Genomic DNA, 19223 nt, shown 5'->3' with positions numbered 1-19223 from the left:
CTATTTTGATGGATAGTGAAAAGTACTATTTAGCGACAGGTAAGCCTGCGCCAGTCCAGCTATTCATACCACCTTTAAGTACGCTAACACGAGTAAAACCACCTTTAAACAAATCATTAGCAATTTGTACAGCGCTCATACCGGCAGCACATACTACAATGATGGGTTTGTCTTTGTGTTTTTCAAGACTAGTAAGGCCATTTTTGCTTATTTTTTCACTTGGTAAGTTGATTGCATCAAGAATATGGCCAGCTTTAAACTCTTTTTCCTTACGGATATCAAGTGCAACGCCTTCTTCTCTATTCATCAAAAAAGTTAAATCTTGCGTACTAATTTGCTTAATCGGTGACATTTTCATTTTAATTGTTGTTACGAGTATCATTACCACTAGGGCAACCCAAACAGCGCTCAACATGCCATTACTGCTTGCGAAAGCAATTAATTGTTCCATAAATAAAAGACCTTTTTTATCAAAATTCGAATCGGCACATTATACGCAAATCACCTAGAATTGCGAGCGTATACCCACTAGCATTCAAAGTTTGATATTTCAGAGGGAATTAAAATAAGTTTAAGTCGGATAATAGTTTACCCATTGTTGTTCTATTTAACGTTGGATAAGTCATTTAAAATCCATAGTGTAAGACTTAGATATATACCTTTAACCAAAATCTAGTAACCCTACGTGGAACATTTCTATGTTAAATCCTTAGTGAATAACCCAATCTGAGGGTGTATAGTACTTTCCCATAAAATGAAGAACACTAAATTTAACGGGGAAAACAATGGCGAATAAAAAATCAACGGTACTGATGATTCTAGATGGTTGGGGATATAGAGAAGAAACGAGTTCAAACGCTATTCTTCAAGCTAACACACCGGTATTAGATGATTTAAAAGCCAATTACCCAAATATGCTTATTGATACTTCAGGCATGGCCGTAGGCCTACCCGATGGACAAATGGGTAACTCTGAAGTAGGTCATGTGAACTTAGGCGCCGGCCGTGTTGTTTATCAAGATTTCACTCGTATCACTAAAGCGATAAGTGATGGTGAGTTTATTGAAAACCCTACGTTGTGCCAGGCAGTAGATAACGCGGCATCAAGTAATAAAGCGGTGCATATTTTCGGTTTACTTTCTCCAGGTGGCGTTCATAGCCATGAAGAGCATATCTTCGCCATGATGGAACTTGCTAAAAACCGTGGAGCTAAAAAAGTTTACTTACATGCCTTTTTAGACGGCAGAGATACACCGCCGCGCAGTGCTCAAGCTTCTTTAGAGAGAGCACAGCAAAAGTTTTCTGCGCTATTTAGTGAAGACGATGCTGCTGAAGGCCAAATAGCGTCTGTTATTGGTCGTTATTATGCGATGGATAGAGATCAACGTTGGGATCGTGTCGAAGCAGCTTATAACTTGATGGTTAGTGGCGAAGGTTTACATCAATATAATAGTGCCTTAGATGCGCTTTCAGATGCCTATGAACGTGATGAAAATGATGAGTTTGTTGGCGCTAGCGCGATCACAAAACCATCAGGTGAAAGCATTAAGATAAATGATGGTGATGCATTAATCTTTATGAATTTTAGAGCTGACCGTGCACGCCAGTTTAGCCGATGTTTTACCGAAGAAAACTTTGATGGCTTTACACGAAAAAATGTTCCCGCAATAAGTGACTTTGTGATGTTGACACAATATTCTGCCAATATTGATGCACCATCAGCTTTTGCTCCTACTCCGCTCAATAACGTAATGGGTGAATGGTTAGCTAAAAATAATAAAACTCAATTACGTATTTCTGAAACGGAAAAATACGCCCATGTCACTTTTTTCTTTAGTGGCGGTCAAGAGGATGAATTTACTGGCGAAGACCGAATTTTAGTACCTTCACCTGATGTGGCCACTTACGATTTACAGCCTGAAATGAACTCAACGCTACTTACCGATAAACTCGTTGGCGCCATTGAAAGTGGAAAGTATGACTTTATTGTTTGTAATTATCCTAACGGCGACATGGTTGGCCATACTGGAAGTTTTGATGCTGCCGTAAAAGCTTGTGAAGCAGTTGATACTTGCGTCGGCCGTGTGGTTGAAGCATTAAAAAATAACGACGGTGAATGTTTCATCACAGCAGATCACGGCAACGCAGAACAAATGCAAGATCCCGTATCAGGTCAAGCACATACAGCTCACACCTGTGAACCCGTACCGCTTATCTATGTTGGCCGAAATGCTACGCCAGCAGCTACTGGCACATTAAGTGATATTTCGCCAAGCGTATTACATTTAATGGGCATGGAACAACCTAAAGAAATGACTGGCTCAGTGCTAATGCAGTTAACTGAGTAATATGAATACCCGTTCAACTTGAATATACCGGCTTCAGCTGGAATTATAAACGCCTTTAGGCAAGGCATTGATTGAAGAGAATAGTTATTCAGGAGAATATGCTCCTGCATTCTCTAATAAGTTACATCCATGCTACGTTATTGTCGAAATCAATAACGTAGCATAAAGCGTTTATAAGCCAGCCCTTGGGGAAACCAGAGCAAAACATACTCGTCGTTACATTGGTTTTTAAGGAAATAACCCTTAATAAAAAAATGTGCCTTGATTATGATCCGCTCAGGTTTCCTGAAACGAGCATCTTCAAGTGGTACGGGTATACCGCATAAACTAAGTGATATTAAATCAATAAGCTAAGTGATATATTGGCTTTTGATTTATTACCATCATCGATTATGAGATTGTTTATCCACACGTATTTAGCAAATAAGCACCTATCGCATATAACAACAAGCTTAGTAATACTATGCTTGTTGTTTGCTTTCCCTTCGCAAGCAGCACAAAGTAACCAAAATGAAAATGCGCAACAACAAAGCCGTGATAAACTCAGCGATGTTCAAAAAGCCATTGCCAAACAAGAATCTAATATTTTTGATGCTAACAAACAACGTAGTAGCTTAGAACAGCAACTAAAAACTGATGATTTAGCTATCTCAAAAGTAGCCAAAGCTATTAATAAAATAGAAAGAGAACTCAGTACTACTCAAGATAAAATATCGATATTAGCAATTGAGAAAAAACAGTTAAGCATTGCAAAAAAGAGGCAGGAATATCTACTGGCACAGCAGCTTAGAGCAGCCTATACTACCGGCCAACATGACTATCTCAAACTATTATTAAACCAAGACCAAAGTGAAAAAATACAGCGTACCATCAGCTATTATCAATACTTAAACCAAGCAAGAACAAAAGAAATAGATAACTTTCAATCGACCATCGCACAACTCCTAGAAGTAAGTACTGAACATCAAACTCAGATTGAATACTTGCAACAACTCAAAGGCGAGCAATTGCAGCAAGATGCCCAATTTAGAAGCAGTAAGGCACAGCGAAGTAAAACCCTGAAAAAACTTGGCCGTAAATTACTTTCTAGCCAGCAGCAATTGAACAAACTAAAAGCAGAAGAAAACAACTTAAACCAAGCCCTAAAGAAATTAAGCGAAATTATCCAAGCCGAAATAAATTTAACCGGTTTAAGTAAGTTGAAACATAAATTATCTTGGCCTGTTAAGGGCCGTATGCTGCACCGTTTTGGCACGAGAAAGCAAGGTTATTTAAAGTGGAAAGGTGTCTTGATTTCGGCGCCAATTAGTAGACAAGTACAAACTATTCATAATGGCACCGTACTATTTTCAGATTGGCTGAAAGGTTATGGGTTATTAACTGTGATTGATCATGGTAATGGCTACATGAGTCTTTATGCTCACAACCAAACCTTATTAAAATCTGTCGGTGATCGTGTTGAAACAGGAGAGCCCATTGCTTTAATTGGGCAAAGTGGTGGTTTAGAACAATCAGGTCTCTACTTTGAAATCCGCCATAAAGGCAAAGCTCTCAACCCTAAGCTTTGGTGTCGGTAAGTATTGAAGGTCTGTTAAACAATATTTATCAACAAAACAACTTAACAGTAAGTAATCTCTTTACTTAATTAGGTTAAAACTTTATATTTTTTAACCAATACCAAGTCCATTAAGTTTGTTCCCACTCAGAGCTTACCAGCCGTTTGAGAACAAATAGAATTTTTTGCATATAGTCACTCTATATGAAAGAAATTCTGTGCGGTTATCGAACCGCTGGAAAGCTCCCAAAGGGCGAGTTTAGAAGACTTATATGCTGCGTTATTGATTTTGAGAAGGGAGTACCATTCTTTACAATCAATGCCTTGCCTCTAAGACTTTTAACTCTCGCTGAGTGAGAGAAAACTTATTGGAATTGGTATAAACAACTGCTACGCTTTATTATAATAATTAAAAAGAGACATAATACTCAGTGCTAAATACTCTTTTCAAAATCATCTCTATACGTTCATTTTTAATAATTATTTTGATGTCATTCAATGCTCAAAGTAACGCCCAAACTAATCGAGTTGCTATCATCATTGATGATATGGGCTATCGCTACACCGACAAACATGCATTAAAGTTACCTGGGGCAATTACTTATGCTTTTCTCCCCCATACTACCTATGGTAGAAAACTTGCCGTTCAAGCAAATAATGCTCATCACGATGTTTTAATTCATATTCCAATGGAGTCTGAAAATAGCAAAAAATTAGGTCCTGGTGCGCTAACAAGTAATATGGATGAGCAAGCATTTAGCCAAAGCTTAACGGAGTCTTTCGCAGAGATCCCATTTGCCATTGGCATTAATAACCATATGGGTAGCTACCTCACCCAACTTTACCAACCCATGGCTTGGACTATGGCTTTTTTAAAACAGAACAATCTACTTTTTTTAGACAGTAAAACGAGTCCTCATTCAAAAGCAGAGCAAGCTGCCAATGATTTTGGCGTACCGGTAAAAGCAAGGCATATTTTTTTAGATAATGAATTAACTGATGAGTATATTAGTCAGCAGTTTAAGCAACTCATTAACTTCGCTCAAAAACATCAAACGGCTATAGCTATCGCCCACCCGCACCCTGAAACAATGGCAACACTAAATAAGTTGATCCCTACCTTGAAGTTACATGGTATCGAGTTAGTACCATTATCCCGTTTATATCACATTCCGAATATCAATAAATCCATCGCTATTAGCGAATAATATTTGTATTAATAAAATTAGAACGGCAAGTTAATACTAAAAGTATCAATGAGACCGTTTGACTATAATTTAATGTTATTTTCTCGAAGCACTTGATGTAAATACTTTACAGGAATGGCATAAGTTATACCGCTAGGATTACTAATAACCGCTTCTTTAGTTGCCTGTACAAAAACTTTATTGATTATGCCCACCACTTTACCTGTTTTCATATCATACATCGCACTACCACTATTGCCAGGATAAGCCGTTGCATCAAGTTGATAAACTAAATAAGGGTTTTTCATACGTTTAAGCATTTTTAAATTTATTTGCTGTGCAGAAACTGCAGGTATAACCGTTGGTGTAATACTGGCTATAATGCCTCGATGAGTTACCGGGTATAAGCCTAAAACACCACCAATGGGAAAGCCGGTGAAAGCAATGCTACTTCCATCGGCATAGAAATCACTACTTGCTAATTGCATAGCAGGTAAAGCAGGTCCAGATATCTTTAAAATAGCGAGATCATATAAGCTTGACGTTGCAACAATTTCAGCTTCTCGTACTTTAGCGTTTCTGCCTGTACCAATGAAAACTGCCATTTTTTGTAATAAGCTTTCATTTAATAAGCTTGGCAATACATGGTCATTAGTAACAATGTAACGGCCATCGCCAATAACAAACCCTGTGCCGCGTAAAATATTTTGAGGTCGGCTGGTCGGGGTATGTATACCTATGCCAACCACTGAAGGCTTGATTTTAGCAACAACGTCAACAAACTCCGCTTGAGCGTTTGGCGTAAATAAAGAAACAGTCATTAGCAATAACGCTATATGTCTAAACATAATTTTTCCTAAGTAAAATAACCGATATTTGTTATCGAAAACAAATACTACCTTAAACTCTATTGCATAGAAAATGCTTTCAGATGGTGATAGGCAAACAATATTCTTCGCTATATTGCTAACTTTGTTCATAATTAAGGCTTGAGTCTGCTAATAAAAATAGACTTTCAGTCCTATCCTTGCTGTTAAGGAGCTTAAATGAATAAAGCTATCGTCCCGATATTTGCTGGTGGAGGTACTCGACTCCCTGCACATTTAGGTGTGTTAAAAGCGCTCGAGTTGCTCGATATTAAATTTGATGATTTAGTCGGAGTATCAGGTGGCAGTATTATTGCCAGCTTTTATGCGGCAGGTTTACCGTTAAACGATATAAAAAGAATTGCCTTAAAAACGAACTACAATCAGTTTCGTGAATTCTCTCTTCTTAAGCTAATCCGTCATGGCGGATTAAGTTCCGGCGATGCTTTTGAACGTTGGGTAGATGAGCATTTACAGGGAAAAACTTTTTCTCAGCTTGAAAAGAATCTCCATATCGTTGCAACAGACGTTACTAATGGCAAGCCTGTTATTTTTGATGCTGAGTTGACTCCTGATATGAAAGTATCACAAGCCGTGCGGTATTCTATGTCAATTCCCTTAGTTTTTAGTTTCAAACCTTTTGGTAAACGCATCATGGTGGATGGCAGTATTCTATCTGAAGATGCTTTGCATAGAGATTGGGATCATAAAGGTACGCCTGTACTTTGCTTTCGTTTACGAGGAGAGCATGAATATGACAACTTAAGTGTCAATGGTTTTTTCCCTATATTTAATTACGTTACCTTACTCATTCGAACCTTCATGACCACCATTTCACGTGAATATATTAACGAACATTTTTGGCACAATACTATAGTGATAAATATTGGCGAGTATTCCGCTGTTGATTTTAAAATGACCAAAGAAGAAAAACATCAGTTATATAAAATAGGTTTTCAAACGGCCATGGAAGTTATTCCACTAAAAATCGATATGGCAACCCATGATATAGCACATTAAATTATAGCTATTAAATTTATCTCCTACTTGCCTATGTAATGCTTTCACAGTCATAATAGTCCTGCTCCGCTGAGCTATATTAAATTTTCAGGATGATAAATGACTACTTTTGTTCACGAGCTTATAAGCCATAGTGCACCCCCCTTGATATTTTAGCCGACAAAATGATGTTACCCGAAGCAAGTATCGGCGATTATGTTGTCGTATTTCAATCTGGTGCCTATGGCGCTTCAGCCAGCCCAAAAGATTTCCTTAGCCAGCCACAAGTAAGTGAAATATTACTTTAAAAACCATGTAAGGTAATACCTTAGTTATTACCTTAAATCTTATCTAAGCATTAATTACAGATAAGTTCGCTTACCGACTATACTGATACTAGCCTGATTATTTACAATTTCATTATGGAATAAAAATGAGCTGGAATAAACGATTGCTAGAAACACCTATTATTGGTGATATCACTAAAAAAATTGTCTCCGCTAAGGCGAGTAGAGAAGCGCACAGTATTTCAGATCATTTTACTGAGTTTTTGCAACCTCATGTTGCCGTTGACCAAGCATTAAAAGAAGAAGCATTTAAAATTCGTCATAATGTTTACTGTGAGGAACTAGCATTTGAAGATGTTAGAGATAATGGTCAAGAAACAGATGAGTTTGATCATCAATCAATTTTTTCGTTAATCAAACATATACCTTCTGAAACATTCACTAGTTGCGTACGCTTAGTCACTTCAAATGGTCCTAATGAATTACTTCCTATTGAAAAATATTGTATGGGATCAATCACTAATGAAAACCTTAGCCCTAAACGCTTTAATCGTGCTGAAATAGCAGAGATATCACGTTTAGCCGTTAAGTCTGATTTTAGGCGTCGTAAAGCCGATAGCTTTAAGGGCTCAGGAACAGGGGTTATTAGTGAAATTAGCTATTCAGAAACTGAGTTACGTTGCTTCCCCTTCATCGCCATAGGATTATATATGGCCGCAGCGACTATGGGCATGAATACCGGTATTCGCCATGTTTATGTCATGATGGAGCCAAGACTTGCCCGCAGCATGAAGTTTATTGGTATTACCTTTCAGCAACTCGGAGAGCCTGTTAACTATCACGGCTTACGCGCCCCCTATTATATTAATCCTGAAATTTTTATGAAGAACCTTTCACCTGGTTTTAAAAGCCTTTATAAAACTATTGAAAAAGACATTTGCCTACAATTGAATCAACTAGACTTAACCTAAACAAAGTTAATAAAACTTAACAGCGGATAGCCGCTAAGCATCTATTATGCCACCAAAACTTATCGCCCTTATTGAAAAAGTATTAGCTACTGATTCAAGTCTATCTTTTGATCCTCAAAAACTTTCGCGTTTTATGCTTGGCACTGAGGGCTTAGAATATTTTGATAAGAAACAAAGAAGGTTAATGGCCGTTATCACCCTTACTCAATCTTATGAAATTAAGGCACTACTTGATTTAGCCAATCAATGTGCGATAGATGAAACGCTCGCGTTTTCCCTTTACCCAATTAGCACAGGACAAAACTGGGGTTACGGTACTAGCCAGCCAGCTGGGTTAAGCAAAAACATTATTCTTGTCGATCTAGGTAAGTTAACCGATATAAAGCACTTCGACAGTGAACTTGGCTTAGTAACGATTGAACCTGGGGTCACTCAGCAACAACTGAGTGATTATTTGCAGTTAAATAATCATGATTATATGGTACCTGTGACGGGGGCTGGTCCCGATTGCTCCATATTAGCCAATGCGTTAGAGCGAGGTTACGGCATAACACCTTATACCGACCATTTCAGTGCAGTAACCAGTATTCAAGGCTATTGGGCCAATGGCAGGCCTTATCAGTCTGCCGTCAATGAATTAGATGCCAGTGATGATAAGTTTGTTGATAAAACCTTTAAATGGGGTCTTGGCCCTTATTTAGAGGGACTATTTACTCAATCTAACCTTGGCATAGTTAGCCAGATGACTATTCGTTTGGCCAAAAAAAAAGCTGATTTCACTTCTTTTTTTATCCAGATGCAAGATGATGCCTTACTTGAAGAAGCGGTGCCCTTAATCAGACAAGTATTACAAGACTATGAAGGTATCGTTGGCTCAATTAACTTAATGGATCAACGGCGGTTATTATCAATGTTTGCCCGAAACCCAAAGGGAAACGCTACCCATCAAGTAATGAACAATAAAGAAATCAAAACGTTAGCTAACGATTTACAAGCCCCTAGCTGGACTATTGTCGGCAGCATCTACGGCAGCGTAGGCGTTGTCAGTGCAGTAAAAAAAGAAATAGATGTTATCTTTAAGCAACTACCATGCAAGCGAGTATATTCAAATAGCCTTGCTATTGTTTTAACTAACAAAGTTATTAATAAGCTACCTGATTGGTTAATCATTAAAATACCGATTATAGCTAAAGTAGCAGAGCAACTTGATTCATTTAATAAGGGTAAGGAGATTATGCTAGGTAAGCCTAACAAAGTTGCTTTAAAACTCGCTTATTGGCGCCATAAAGGTGCCCAAGGTTTCGACAAAGATAAATTATCACCAGGAAAAGATGGTTGCGGTTTACTCTGGTATGCTCCTTTGATAACAATGAAAGCAAATAAAATGCGAGAGTTTGTTAACTTTATTAGAGAAACATGCCCGAAGTTTAATATTGAGCCTTTTATCACTTTCACTAACCTTAAACACGACTGCGTTGATAGCACAATTCCGATAGTCTTTGACTTGAGTAACGCCCAGGCAGTTACTGATGCTCATAATTGCTTAAAAGAACTGGTAGAAGAAGGGCTAAAAAAAGGCTTTGTACCCTATCGTCTAAGTATCGATCAACAACAGTGGTTACTTAATAAAGACAGTGATTTCTGGCAAACAGTCGATCAACTCAAAACCAGCTTAGATCCCCATAATATTCTAAGCCAAGGCCGATATAATCCTAACTAGGCTTAATAATTTATCCATTAAAAAGCCCGATAAACGTGTGTTTATCGGGCTTGGGATAATTAAAAGTCACTGCCTGCTACGGTTAAACGCTACTACTGACCACTAGTAAAGCATTGAAGCCTTAGGATTTAAAATTGACAGTAAACCTAAACGCTCTAAGTCACAATAATCAACAGCATTGTCTATCATCGATTTATCAATACAAAGCAAAGCTAGCTCTTCTTTAGTTAATAAGTCACTATAATCTAAGTCTTGGCCTTTAAATACCTGATTTCTGCTCATTATACGTTTAGCTACATATAACAGCTGCGTTTCTGCGTTGTATTGACTTAAGTCTTCGACATCCTGATCACGAATAGGTGCAAAAATGCTATAAGGCAGTTGCCATTGTTTTAATAATTCGGCAGAACATTGTCCAAAAGTAAACCCTAAAACTTCTTGCTGCTTCAACCAGGGTAATAAATTAATATCCTGACTTTCACAAGATTTCTGTTTTTCCGTAGCAACTTGTTGAACAACTAATTCACCTAAATTATGCAATAATCCTAAAATAAATAGACGCTCCGCATGAACAATACCTAGGCTAGTACCTAGAAACTTCATCAATAATGCACAATCAACACTTTTAATCCAAAACTCATCAAGATAGTCTTGGTTTGCATCAATTTTTTTAAATGCTTCAGTAGTAAAATAGGCAATAACAAGGTTATAAACTTCAGTAATACCCAATACTAAAACAGCCTTCGAAATGGTATCTATTTTACCCGGATAATTAAAAAAAGGGCTATTTGCCAGCTTTAATACCGTTCCAGAAAGCGCAGGATCGATCAGGATTACTTCTGAAATATCATCGATAGTCGATGCTTCATCATCAATTAATTCTCTAATTCTAATAAAAGAATCTGATAAGACAAAAATCTCACTGGCCTGTTCTACATAATCATCTGCGGTCATTCTTTTACCTTAAATACAACGGTCTATAATTTGACATATAAGTTACTAAGTAAATATATCCGCTCTTCGGCGAAACATAAAGATATATTCTCAAGTTCAAACGACTAATAGTCAATACTTATCTGATATGAGCTAAACTTTCTCATATTTATAACACCTTTATCAAAAATTAAATACTGACCTTTAATACCTAACAACACCCCTGTAACCGTATCAGTTTTATCAAAATTAAAAGAGCTTATTTTAGTTAAGTACTGACTTACTGGGTATTTAATTTCTTGCACACTTTCATTTAGCTCCTGAACAGCATCACTACCAAATTTAAGTCTAAGTTGCGATAAGCGTAAACTAATCTCAGGGATTAACTCTTCAGCTTTTGCCTTTAAATCTAATGGCTCGGGTTCACCTTTCAACATGGCACGCCAATTAGTTTTATCACTAATAAATTCTGCTAATGCAGTTTCTACTAGCCCAGATTGCAAGCGAGTACTCACTTTAAATATAGGTAAGGCTTGGCAGGCACCTTGGTCAATCCAGCGAGTAGGTAATTGAGTGTGTCGTGTTATACCAACTTTCAAACCTGAGCTATTAGCCAAATAAACATAATGATCAACCATACAGTTGCTTTCACCCCATTCGGAATCTCGGCATGTACCCAAGTGAAAATGACAGGTTTCTGGCTTCATAATGCACATGTCACATTGAGGAAGTTTAGCCATACAAGGATAGCAATATCCTTGAGAGTAGCTTTTTTTAGTGCGCTTGCCACAGTGCTTACAGGCAATAGTACCTGAGAAATGTAAACTTATTTCTTTACCTATTAAAGGATTTAATTCAATACTCTGTTTAGTACCATCACCATTAAGACTAACCAAAGGTAGTTGATACTGAACTAAATTATTACTATCAAGTTGTGCGGTAAGTTTTTCTACTGCACCGATGTCACTGATTGGCATGGTTGCTCTCTATTTTATGTCGTTTAGATATTAGGTATTTATATTTCATTCGTTCGGGTATTGAATAAAACCTCAAAACTCATTTCACTGCGTGAGGGTAAATTAATATTGACTACAGCTGCACTTTTTTTCGTGTTTGTTTAACATCTTTTCTATTAGACTTTCCTGTTAAACGTCTTTGCACAGAACCTCTAGTAGGTTTGGTTGCTCGTCTGGATTTTTGAACTATCATAGCTGATATAATTAATTCTTTAAGTCGCTTGAGTGCATCATCTTTGTTCATTGACTGAGTTCTAAATGATTGGGCTTTAATTATAATAATGCCTTCACTTGAGATTCGACTATCTGATAGCTTTAATAATCGTTCTTTGTATATTAAAGGTAATGTTGAACGCTTGATATCAAAACGTAAGTGTATAGCGGTTTCAACTTTATTTACTCGCTGGCCTCCATTGCCGGTGGCCCTTATTCCAGTAAGTTCTACTTCCCAATCAGCTAAACTGACATTGTTTGATATCTCAAGCACTTTTATTTACCATTAGTTTATCTTTAGTCTATTTAAAATCGCGCAATATGACAAAACGCAGTGAAACAGGCACTTGGTGGGTTTATTTACTACGCTGTAACGATAATAGCTTATACGCTGGTGTAACCACAGATATTCATCGTCGTATAGATGAACATAATAACAGTAAACTTGGCGCAAAATATACACGAGCAAGGCGACCCGTCAGCTTGGCTTACCTTGAAGAAGCAAGCAACAAAAGCACTGCTTGCCAAAAAGAGTATCAAATCAGGCACCTCACTAAACTCAAGAAAGAGCAACTGGCCAGCGAGTATAACAAAACCTGACTGGTCTGCTTAGTTAGATATATGCACTTTTTTTCGATTTAGCGTCAAAGTACTGTTAGACTGCTGCGATCGAATATGTTTTCCTCAAAAATAAAGTTGTATCTGATGTCTATAAAAGAAATGTTTATTGAGAGCTATTGCCCACTTAACGCTGATAAAATCAGTTTCACTCGCCAACAAGGCAGTGACTTTGCCAAAAAAGTGGCTGATGATTTTAATCCGTTGCACAATATTGATGCTAAACGCTTTTGTGTGCCTGGCGATTTACTTTTTTCAATCATTATCGCTAAGTCGGGGCTTCATAAAAAAATGACCTTCGACTTTTCAGGTATGGTTAGTGACAATGTTAACCTCACTTTTCCACAGAAAATTGATAACAGCTTTGATATTAAAGATGATAAAGATAAAACCTGCCTAAGCGTAAGTGTTAGCGGTGAATCCACACATAACCCAGTACTAATTAATGCACTAACAAAAGCTTATGTAGACTTTTCTGGACATACTTTTCCCGATATATTGGTCAAATTAATGTCAGAAAATAGTGTTATGATCAACCCTGCGCGCCCAATGGTTATGTACCAATCAATGTCTATCGATTTACATACCTTAGATGCTGAATCAGTTACGCTAAAGCTGGCTAAAACTAGTTTAAGTATTGATGGCAAGCGTGGTGATGCTTGGCTTGAGTTTGATTTATTATCAAACGGTGAAGTGATTGGCCACGGTAAAAAACATATGTTATTGAGCGGTCTTCGTTCATATGAACAAGAGTCAATAGACGCCATGGTTAACCAGTACCGAGAAAGTAAAACAAGTTACGCGTCTTAAATTCAATATTTAGTTAAGTGAGATGACCTAGATCAGTTCCACTTAATCAAACGGCTATTAATCACGATATGTTTTTTCAAATTCGCCTTGTTGTTGTAATTTATTTTCACTGCAATAGGCGAATATAGACATACTTTTAGGACGTTGGCATTTAATCGGTTTATGATAAAAATCTAACCAAGAAAGCATTTTATCTCCTTGATACTTTGACTTAATAACAATTGCACTCCCTTGATTAAACGTTGTCACCTTATGTTGTGGGTAGGCTGATGTCTTCTTCATTTTGGTATAATAAGTCTTATTTACCACTGTCTTTTTATTTTTATATTTTTTAGCTTTCTTTTTTTTTACTCCATATTTGGCTTTAAATTTTGCTTTAGAACTATTCTCACACTGCCACCATTTATCTCTCGCTTTATCTTCTTTAGCCCTTAAGTTTTCGCCTCGTTTTAAAGAATAACCTTTACGTTGCATAGTTTGAATCTTATGCAGTTTCTCCAGAAAAGGCTTACATCGTTTTTTAGCAAATACAGCTGAGCTATATGCAAAAGAAAACATCACAAAAGCTGAACACAAGACAACGAGGGGAGTAAGTTTTTTCATTATAGCAATCCTTGCTAAATTTCCTTAACTTCGCCGTATAAAGCTCAGTCATTGACCTTAATAATTAAGATCTCCATTGCTAAAATATAGACTAAACTTTACTTTTTACCAGTATCACATTATACAAATCAGATTGATCTGTTGAGCACCTAACAATAATCAAAAGGTTTGGACTTACATGGAGGTTAATGATGAAAAAGTATTATTTATTGGTTTTATTTGTTCTAGCTTTTACCGTACATAAGTCTTTAACTGCACAACAGACTATGCAAGTTATCAAACCTAAGATCCAGCATGGCGTGACATATAAGAAAGTCCCCAATATCAATCAATATTATGTTTCGGAAAAACTTGATGGTGTCCGTGGCTATTGGGATGGAGAGAAATTACTCACACGCCAGGGAAATTTAATTAACAGCCCAAGTTGGTTTACTCAATATTGGCCTAAATTACCTATTGATGGTGAACTATGGCTTGATAGAGGAAAATTCCAAGCATTGCAGTCCTGTGTAAGCAAGCATAGCGCTGAAGAAGACAAAACAATAAGTTGTTGGAAAAATGTACGCTTTATGATGTTTGATCTTCCTAAAAATAAAGGCGATTTTAATAAACGAGTACATAAAATGCAGCGTTTATTAAAACAAGTCCCCTCTCCTTATTTAGCGATGATTAGCCAAGTCAAACTTAAAGAGATAAGCGAACTTGATAACAAACTTAATGAAGTCATAGCAGGGCAAGGCGAAGGTCTTATGCTACATCTCGCCAGTGCTCACTATAAAACAGGCCGAAACGTCGCCTTGATGAAATTAAAGAAACATCAAGATGCAGAAGCAATCGTGGTTGGTCATACTAAAGGCAAAGGTAAGTATCAAGACTTACTTGGGGCAATTGAAGTCAAAACGGTAGATGGTATAGCTTTCAAAATCGGATCGGGGTTTAGTGATTATCAGCGTGCCAACCCACCAAAAATTGGCACTATCATCACTTTTAAATACAACGGACTTACCGATGCTGGTATACCAAGGTTCGCCCGATTTTGGCGGATAAAGGCAATAGATTAATTAGCCAAACATAGCTCTATCTCATATAGAGCTAATTCATATAATTATAAATCCTATAGCCCTAACCCACAGTGTTATTTAGGCTGATAAGTAAAAATCAAGACTTTAAGACCCTTGCCTTCATGTGCTTCTTTAAATACGACTGGGTTTTCAAGTCGCTGTTCAAAGTGGCAATCAGGGCATTCACGCGCAACTTCCTCTTTTAAGAAGTTGTCATCTAAATCAGGGGAGTTTAAACATAACATCAATGTAGCGCCGGGGTTCATCCACTGTGGGATACGGCGAATTATTTTAGCGTAATCACGCTGAATATTAACACTACCTTTTTGAAATGACGGAGGATCGCACACTAAAATATCATAAAGGCCATATTTTTTAATACGGCTATTAGATTTGAAAATATCTACCCCTTCAAAGATAACTTGCTTACCTTCTTTTTTCGCCAACTTGTTAAGTTGGTGATTTTCTCTACCTTTACTTAATGACGATTTACTTAGATCGATATTAACAGCCTTACTAGCACCACCCGCAATGGCACTTAAAGAAAAAGCACACGTATAAGCAAAAAGATTTAGCACATTCTTCCCTTCAGCACGCTGTCTTAACCATTGTCGGCCATTACTCATATCTAAAAACAAGCCACTATTTTGTGCCTTGCCAAATTCGATATGATAATTAAGTCCCTGCTCGCTCACGATTGTATGATTTATTTGCTCTCCAAGTAATAATTCAGTAGGTGCAAACTTTTCATAGCGATGCTGTACTTGAACGGAGCGACATTCCTTAATCAGGGCTTTTAATGCACTTGCTTGTACAGCAAGCCATTCACTATCAACAGCTTGATATAAAGTGATAAGAATAACAGGAGAGAACCAATCAACATTAATGTGGCTCAAGTTAGGATATGCATGCCCTCGACCATGAAATAGTCGTTGGACATCGGTAAAGTCAGTGCTGGTAATATGTTCAATCATGGTTATGGTATCGGATAATTAATAATAAAAAACACCTAATAATAACATTGATATCATTAGGTGTTTAAATTAGTTAAAGCGTTTCATACCATTTAGTATAAAGAAAAAGCTCTTTCTTATAAGGATTGATGCCAGCTAAAAACCAAAAAGATTAACTGCAAAAAACTTTGTTGCCACGGTATTAACAAATATAAGCAATACAATAACAGGGATAAAAGTACCAAGTGAGAAGTTAATATACTTTTCTACCCATGAACCTTTGTAGTTCTCATTACCGATACTTAACTCTTCTGACAATTGTTTTTTCTTCCAGCGATAACTAACAAACACACACAATAGGAAACCGTTAAGCGGTAAAATCGTATCGTAAAACACATCATAAATAACATCGAATAATGACTTAGTACCGCCAGCATACGAGGTAAACTCGGTAAAGAATGGCACCATACCAAAAGATGCTGTTGCACATAAAGTAAGAACACCTGCCGTGAGCGTTAAGTAGCCTAATGCCTTTTTACGACTGTGCTTTTTCTCAGTCACTAAATATGAGACCGGTACTTCAATAATAGAAACTAACGAAGTGATTGCGGCAAAAAAAACTAATAAGAAAAAGAATGCAGCGACAGCACTCGCACCAACATAGCCAAGAGACGCTTGTAGCGCTAAAAATATCTTCGGTAGAAAGGTAAAAATCAATGAAACTGAACTATCACTTAGCTCACTTGGATTAACTTCAGGGTTAAATGAAAATACCGCAGGTAGAATCATCAAACCAGCAATAAAAGCCACACCAGTATCTGTAATAGCCACTAATTTAGCGGAATTAGGGATATTGGTTTGTTTATTTATATATGAGCCATAGGTTAGTAATATTCCCATACCTAAAGACAATGAGAAAAAGGCTTGTGATAAAGCACCGTTAATTACGCTTGGCGTTATTTTATTAATATCAGGAACTAAGAAAAAGGTAACACCTGCCATGGCATTATCAAGAGACAATACAAATAAAACCATAATAATTAGCATACCAAGCAGGGCTGGCATTAATATTTTGGCTGCTTTTTCAATACCGTCTTTGACCCCTGCGGCCAAAATAAAACTAACAATACCTGCCACACCAACTAAAGCAACGTATAGGTACGGGCTGTTAATAAACTCGCCAAAACCTGCATCACTTGCTAAGTAGTCTAAATGGCCAGTAACTGTTAACGCAATATAACCAAAAATCCAAACAGTGATCACCATATAAAAAACAGCAATCATAAAGGGAGTCAATACGCCTAAAAAGCCTGCTGCTCCCCAAAGTTTGCTACCTTTACTCAAAGTTTTGAATGCGCCCACAGGTTCTTTAGCCGTATTACGACCAACAGCCATTTCAGCAATCATCACAGGTAAACAAATAAGAAACACAAAAAGCGCATACATTAACAAGAATGCTCCGCCACCATTTTTAGCGGCGTTAACCGGAAAACCAACTAAATTACCGATACCTACTGCAGAACCCGCGGCGGCTAAAATAAAGCCAATGCGTGAGCTAAAATGCTCTCTAGAAGCCGACATACTTACCCTTTTTTTTATAATTATTATATACCCAACCGGACTAATTAATTGGCCACTTAGCGAGAATTAAAAGGCTTAGAGGCAAGGCATTGATTGAAGAGAATGGTTATTCCCTTGTCAAAATCAATAACGCCGCATGTAAGCCTTTTAAACTCGCCCTTCGGGAACTCATTAGCAAACTAATAACATCACAAAATGAATGAAATATAGACTAACTATGTTTAATTAATTTTGCTTGTTTTAAGCTCGCTAATGTAACTCTAAGTTGACAAATAAATTAATCTGTTTGGTATTACGTGATAAACTTGAACTCTCGATGCTAACAAGCTTTACTGGCTTTGTCTTCTTTTTAGCTAAGCTTTTCTATTACCAAGAAAATACTATTTTTAAAAATTGTAAAGTTAACTTGAGTACGCTCATAAGCGAGGGTTAAAATAAAGCATACTGCTTTAAGTTTTCCTATCTTCACGTTTCTCGCTTTATAAAGTAAAACTATATTTAACTAAGTTTATAGGTTCATCACTTCATGAAAAAATTAGTACACATTATCCCTCTGCTATTTTTTTTGGGTTATAGCGCTAATGGTTATGCACAAGATAAAATACATTGGTTCACCGATAGTGCAAAAACATCCGCACAATTAACTCAAGATATAAGTGTTCCTTTATCAGCCCTAGCAGACACTAATCGATTATTAATGACAGCACTATCTCAATATCAATTCAACATTGAATACGCTCAAAGTCCTAGTATCGCTAGATTATTAAAAAAGCTACCTAATAGTTGTGCTCCTAACAGAATGAAGACACCAGATCGATTGAAAGATAATATTTACAGCTTACCGCTCAATATTGCCTTAGGTTTACGCCTTTATTTTAAACAAACAGCTAAACTTAGTAATTTGTCACAAAAAATCTTTAACAAAAATACGCAATCAATATCATTACCTTCATTGTTCGTTGGTAAATCTACATACAATTTAGGTATTGAGAAGGGACGCTCTTACGGCGTATCCATAGATGCTGAAATCAATTCGCTAGAAAAGCATAACCTAGTGATTAGGAGAGGTGATGAAGCGACAAAGTCGCTGGTACGAATGCTATTAAAAGACCGAATTGACTATATGATTGACTATCCATTTGATATGAGTGAAACATTAAGTAACCTCTCATCAGAGATAGAAATAGGCTCATTACCTATAACGAGTTCTAGTGATTATATCGTTGGTTATGTTGCCTGCCATAAGGGTTCATTAGGACAAAGAATTATCGAGGACATTAATACAGAACTACAAAAGCTTTATCGTAGTTATCCATTTTATCATGCCCATATTCGATATTTAGATAAGACAGATTTAGTCGACTTTAACCGAGCTTACCAAGAAGTATTTAATGTGGCTATCCCTTTAAAAATAAGCCGCTAATAATTACATCCCCCAAAAAATAAAAATAATTCAACTAACTTAATTGTCATAAATCAAACCAATGTATAAGATTAACCTA

19 protein-coding genes are annotated in these 19223 nt (G+C 36.9%); 11 read left to right on the top strand and 8 right to left on the bottom strand.

What is annotated here, in order from left to right:
• Positions 1-25: 25 nt before the first annotated feature.
• Entirely contained in the window at positions 26-451 is a 426-nt protein-coding gene (locus CXF85_RS07375; protein ID WP_101227855.1) for a rhodanese-like domain-containing protein, read from the bottom strand.
• 334 nt (positions 452-785) lie between these two features.
• On the opposite strand from CXF85_RS07375, the gene gpmI reads away from it, so the two are divergent.
• The 3 genes from gpmI (at position 786) to CXF85_RS07360 (ending at position 5111) form a co-directional block, all read left to right on the top strand.
• Positions 786-2348, top strand: a complete 1563-nt coding sequence (gpmI, locus tag CXF85_RS07370; protein ID WP_101227854.1) for a 2,3-bisphosphoglycerate-independent phosphoglycerate mutase — start codon at positions 786-788, stop codon at positions 2346-2348.
• A gap of 467 nt (positions 2349-2815) precedes the next feature.
• Entirely contained in the window at positions 2816-3925 is a 1110-nt protein-coding gene (locus tag CXF85_RS07365) for a murein hydrolase activator EnvC family protein (RefSeq protein WP_232771112.1), read from the top strand.
• Between the two features lie 466 nt (positions 3926-4391).
• The gene (locus CXF85_RS07360; RefSeq protein WP_232771111.1) at positions 4392-5111 is read left to right on the top strand and encodes a divergent polysaccharide deacetylase family protein; all 720 of its coding nucleotides are present in this window, start codon (positions 4392-4394) and stop codon (positions 5109-5111) included.
• Between the two features lie 62 nt (positions 5112-5173).
• On the opposite strand, the gene CXF85_RS07355 is transcribed toward CXF85_RS07360, so the two are convergent.
• A complete protein-coding gene (locus tag CXF85_RS07355) occupies positions 5174-5938 on the bottom strand; it encodes a S1 family peptidase (protein ID WP_101227852.1) in 765 nt (254 codons plus the stop codon).
• A gap of 198 nt (positions 5939-6136) precedes the next feature.
• On the opposite strand from CXF85_RS07355, the gene CXF85_RS07350 reads away from it, so the two are divergent.
• From CXF85_RS07350 to CXF85_RS07335, 4 genes are all read left to right on the top strand, one after another.
• On the top strand, positions 6137-6976 hold the full coding sequence (locus CXF85_RS07350; protein ID WP_101227851.1) for a patatin-like phospholipase family protein: 840 nt from the start codon (positions 6137-6139) through the stop codon (positions 6974-6976).
• Positions 6977-7140: 164 nt separating this feature from the next.
• Positions 7141-7263, top strand: coding sequence for a hypothetical protein (locus CXF85_RS23285; RefSeq protein ID WP_269801160.1), 123 nt, complete (start codon positions 7141-7143; stop codon positions 7261-7263).
• Positions 7264-7388: 125 nt separating this feature from the next.
• Positions 7389-8213 carry a PEP-CTERM/exosortase system-associated acyltransferase gene (locus tag CXF85_RS07340; protein WP_101227850.1) on the top strand — a complete coding sequence of 275 codons (825 nt, stop codon included), beginning with the start codon at positions 7389-7391 and terminating at the stop codon, positions 8211-8213.
• A 46-nt stretch (positions 8214-8259) separates the two neighbouring features.
• Positions 8260-9933 (top strand): FAD-binding protein, encoded by a 1674-nt coding sequence (locus CXF85_RS07335; protein ID WP_101227849.1) that lies wholly within the window; start codon positions 8260-8262, stop codon positions 9931-9933.
• Between the two features lie 102 nt (positions 9934-10035).
• Here CXF85_RS07335 and CXF85_RS07330 read toward each other — a convergent pair whose 3' ends face one another.
• The 3 genes from CXF85_RS07330 to arfB form a co-directional block, all read right to left on the bottom strand.
• The gene (locus CXF85_RS07330; RefSeq protein ID WP_101227848.1) at positions 10036-10887 is read right to left on the bottom strand and encodes an HDOD domain-containing protein; all 852 of its coding nucleotides are present in this window, start codon (positions 10885-10887) and stop codon (positions 10036-10038) included.
• Positions 10888-10991: 104 nt separating this feature from the next.
• Positions 10992-11843 carry a DUF2797 domain-containing protein gene (locus tag CXF85_RS07325; protein WP_101227847.1) on the bottom strand — a complete coding sequence of 284 codons (852 nt, stop codon included), beginning with the start codon at positions 11841-11843 and terminating at the stop codon, positions 10992-10994.
• Between the two features lie 112 nt (positions 11844-11955).
• Positions 11956-12369, bottom strand: a complete 414-nt coding sequence (gene arfB / locus CXF85_RS07320) for an alternative ribosome rescue aminoacyl-tRNA hydrolase ArfB (protein ID WP_101227846.1) — start codon at positions 12367-12369, stop codon at positions 11956-11958.
• Between the two features lie 47 nt (positions 12370-12416).
• On the opposite strand from arfB, the gene CXF85_RS07315 reads away from it, so the two are divergent.
• Together CXF85_RS07315 and CXF85_RS07310 are read left to right on the top strand one after the other, a co-directional pair.
• The gene (locus CXF85_RS07315) at positions 12417-12695 is read left to right on the top strand and encodes a GIY-YIG nuclease family protein (protein WP_101227949.1); all 279 of its coding nucleotides are present in this window, start codon (positions 12417-12419) and stop codon (positions 12693-12695) included.
• A 105-nt stretch (positions 12696-12800) separates the two neighbouring features.
• Positions 12801-13523, top strand: coding sequence for a DUF3581 family protein (locus CXF85_RS07310; RefSeq protein WP_101227845.1), 723 nt, complete (start codon positions 12801-12803; stop codon positions 13521-13523).
• 57 nt (positions 13524-13580) lie between these two features.
• On the opposite strand, the gene CXF85_RS07305 is transcribed toward CXF85_RS07310, so the two are convergent.
• Positions 13581-14126, bottom strand: coding sequence for a hypothetical protein (locus CXF85_RS07305; protein ID WP_198555525.1), 546 nt, complete (start codon positions 14124-14126; stop codon positions 13581-13583).
• A gap of 188 nt (positions 14127-14314) precedes the next feature.
• Here CXF85_RS07305 and CXF85_RS07300 point away from each other — a divergent pair, with 188 nt between their 5' ends.
• Positions 14315-15187 carry a DNA ligase gene (locus CXF85_RS07300; protein WP_232771110.1) on the top strand — a complete coding sequence of 291 codons (873 nt, stop codon included), beginning with the start codon at positions 14315-14317 and terminating at the stop codon, positions 15185-15187.
• Positions 15188-15261: 74 nt separating this feature from the next.
• On the opposite strand, the gene CXF85_RS07295 is transcribed toward CXF85_RS07300, so the two are convergent.
• Together CXF85_RS07295 and CXF85_RS07290 are read right to left on the bottom strand one after the other, a co-directional pair.
• Entirely contained in the window at positions 15262-16161 is a 900-nt protein-coding gene (locus CXF85_RS07295; protein WP_101227843.1) for a class I SAM-dependent methyltransferase, read from the bottom strand.
• A 135-nt stretch (positions 16162-16296) separates the two neighbouring features.
• On the bottom strand, positions 16297-17721 hold the full coding sequence (locus CXF85_RS07290; protein WP_101227842.1) for a sodium-dependent transporter: 1425 nt from the start codon (positions 17719-17721) through the stop codon (positions 16297-16299).
• A 526-nt stretch (positions 17722-18247) separates the two neighbouring features.
• Here CXF85_RS07290 and CXF85_RS07285 point away from each other — a divergent pair.
• Entirely contained in the window at positions 18248-19144 is an 897-nt protein-coding gene (locus tag CXF85_RS07285) for a hypothetical protein (RefSeq protein ID WP_101227841.1), read from the top strand.
• Positions 19145-19223: the final 79 nt, after the last annotated feature.

This window comes from Colwellia sp. 75C3, assembly GCF_002836255.1.
Classification (GTDB): Bacteria; Pseudomonadota; Gammaproteobacteria; order Enterobacterales; family Alteromonadaceae; genus Colwellia.
This window is presented reverse-complemented; position numbering and strand designations above follow the sequence as displayed.

What these genes read in the sequence shown, in the direction of transcription:
- CXF85_RS07375 (WP_101227855.1), bottom strand. Translation starts at nt 451, where the DNA reads ATGGAACAATTAATTGCTTTCGCAAGCAGTAATGGCATGTTGAGCGCT.
- gpmI (WP_101227854.1), top strand. Translation starts at nt 786, where the DNA reads ATGGCGAATAAAAAATCAACGGTACTGATGATTCTAGATGGTTGGGGA.
- CXF85_RS07360 (WP_232771111.1), top strand. Translation starts at nt 4,392, where the DNA reads ATGTCATTCAATGCTCAAAGTAACGCCCAAACTAATCGAGTTGCTATC.
- CXF85_RS07355 (WP_101227852.1), bottom strand. Translation starts at nt 5,938, where the DNA reads ATGTTTAGACATATAGCGTTATTGCTAATGACTGTTTCTTTATTTACG.
- CXF85_RS07350 (WP_101227851.1), top strand. Translation starts at nt 6,137, where the DNA reads ATGAATAAAGCTATCGTCCCGATATTTGCTGGTGGAGGTACTCGACTC.
- CXF85_RS23285 (WP_269801160.1), top strand. Translation starts at nt 7,141, where the DNA reads ATGATGTTACCCGAAGCAAGTATCGGCGATTATGTTGTCGTATTTCAA.
- CXF85_RS07340 (WP_101227850.1), top strand. Translation starts at nt 7,389, where the DNA reads ATGAGCTGGAATAAACGATTGCTAGAAACACCTATTATTGGTGATATC.
- CXF85_RS07335 (WP_101227849.1), top strand. Translation starts at nt 8,260, where the DNA reads ATGCCACCAAAACTTATCGCCCTTATTGAAAAAGTATTAGCTACTGAT.
- CXF85_RS07330 (WP_101227848.1), bottom strand. Translation starts at nt 10,887, where the DNA reads ATGACCGCAGATGATTATGTAGAACAGGCCAGTGAGATTTTTGTCTTA.
- CXF85_RS07325 (WP_101227847.1), bottom strand. Translation starts at nt 11,843, where the DNA reads ATGCCAATCAGTGACATCGGTGCAGTAGAAAAACTTACCGCACAACTT.
- CXF85_RS07315 (WP_101227949.1), top strand. Translation starts at nt 12,417, where the DNA reads ATGACAAAACGCAGTGAAACAGGCACTTGGTGGGTTTATTTACTACGC.
- CXF85_RS07310 (WP_101227845.1), top strand. Translation starts at nt 12,801, where the DNA reads ATGTCTATAAAAGAAATGTTTATTGAGAGCTATTGCCCACTTAACGCT.
- CXF85_RS07305 (WP_198555525.1), bottom strand. Translation starts at nt 14,126, where the DNA reads ATGAAAAAACTTACTCCCCTCGTTGTCTTGTGTTCAGCTTTTGTGATG.
- CXF85_RS07300 (WP_232771110.1), top strand. Translation starts at nt 14,315, where the DNA reads ATGATGAAAAAGTATTATTTATTGGTTTTATTTGTTCTAGCTTTTACC.
- CXF85_RS07295 (WP_101227843.1), bottom strand. Translation starts at nt 16,161, where the DNA reads ATGATTGAACATATTACCAGCACTGACTTTACCGATGTCCAACGACTA.
- CXF85_RS07290 (WP_101227842.1), bottom strand. Translation starts at nt 17,721, where the DNA reads ATGTCGGCTTCTAGAGAGCATTTTAGCTCACGCATTGGCTTTATTTTA.
- CXF85_RS07285 (WP_101227841.1), top strand. Translation starts at nt 18,248, where the DNA reads ATGAAAAAATTAGTACACATTATCCCTCTGCTATTTTTTTTGGGTTAT.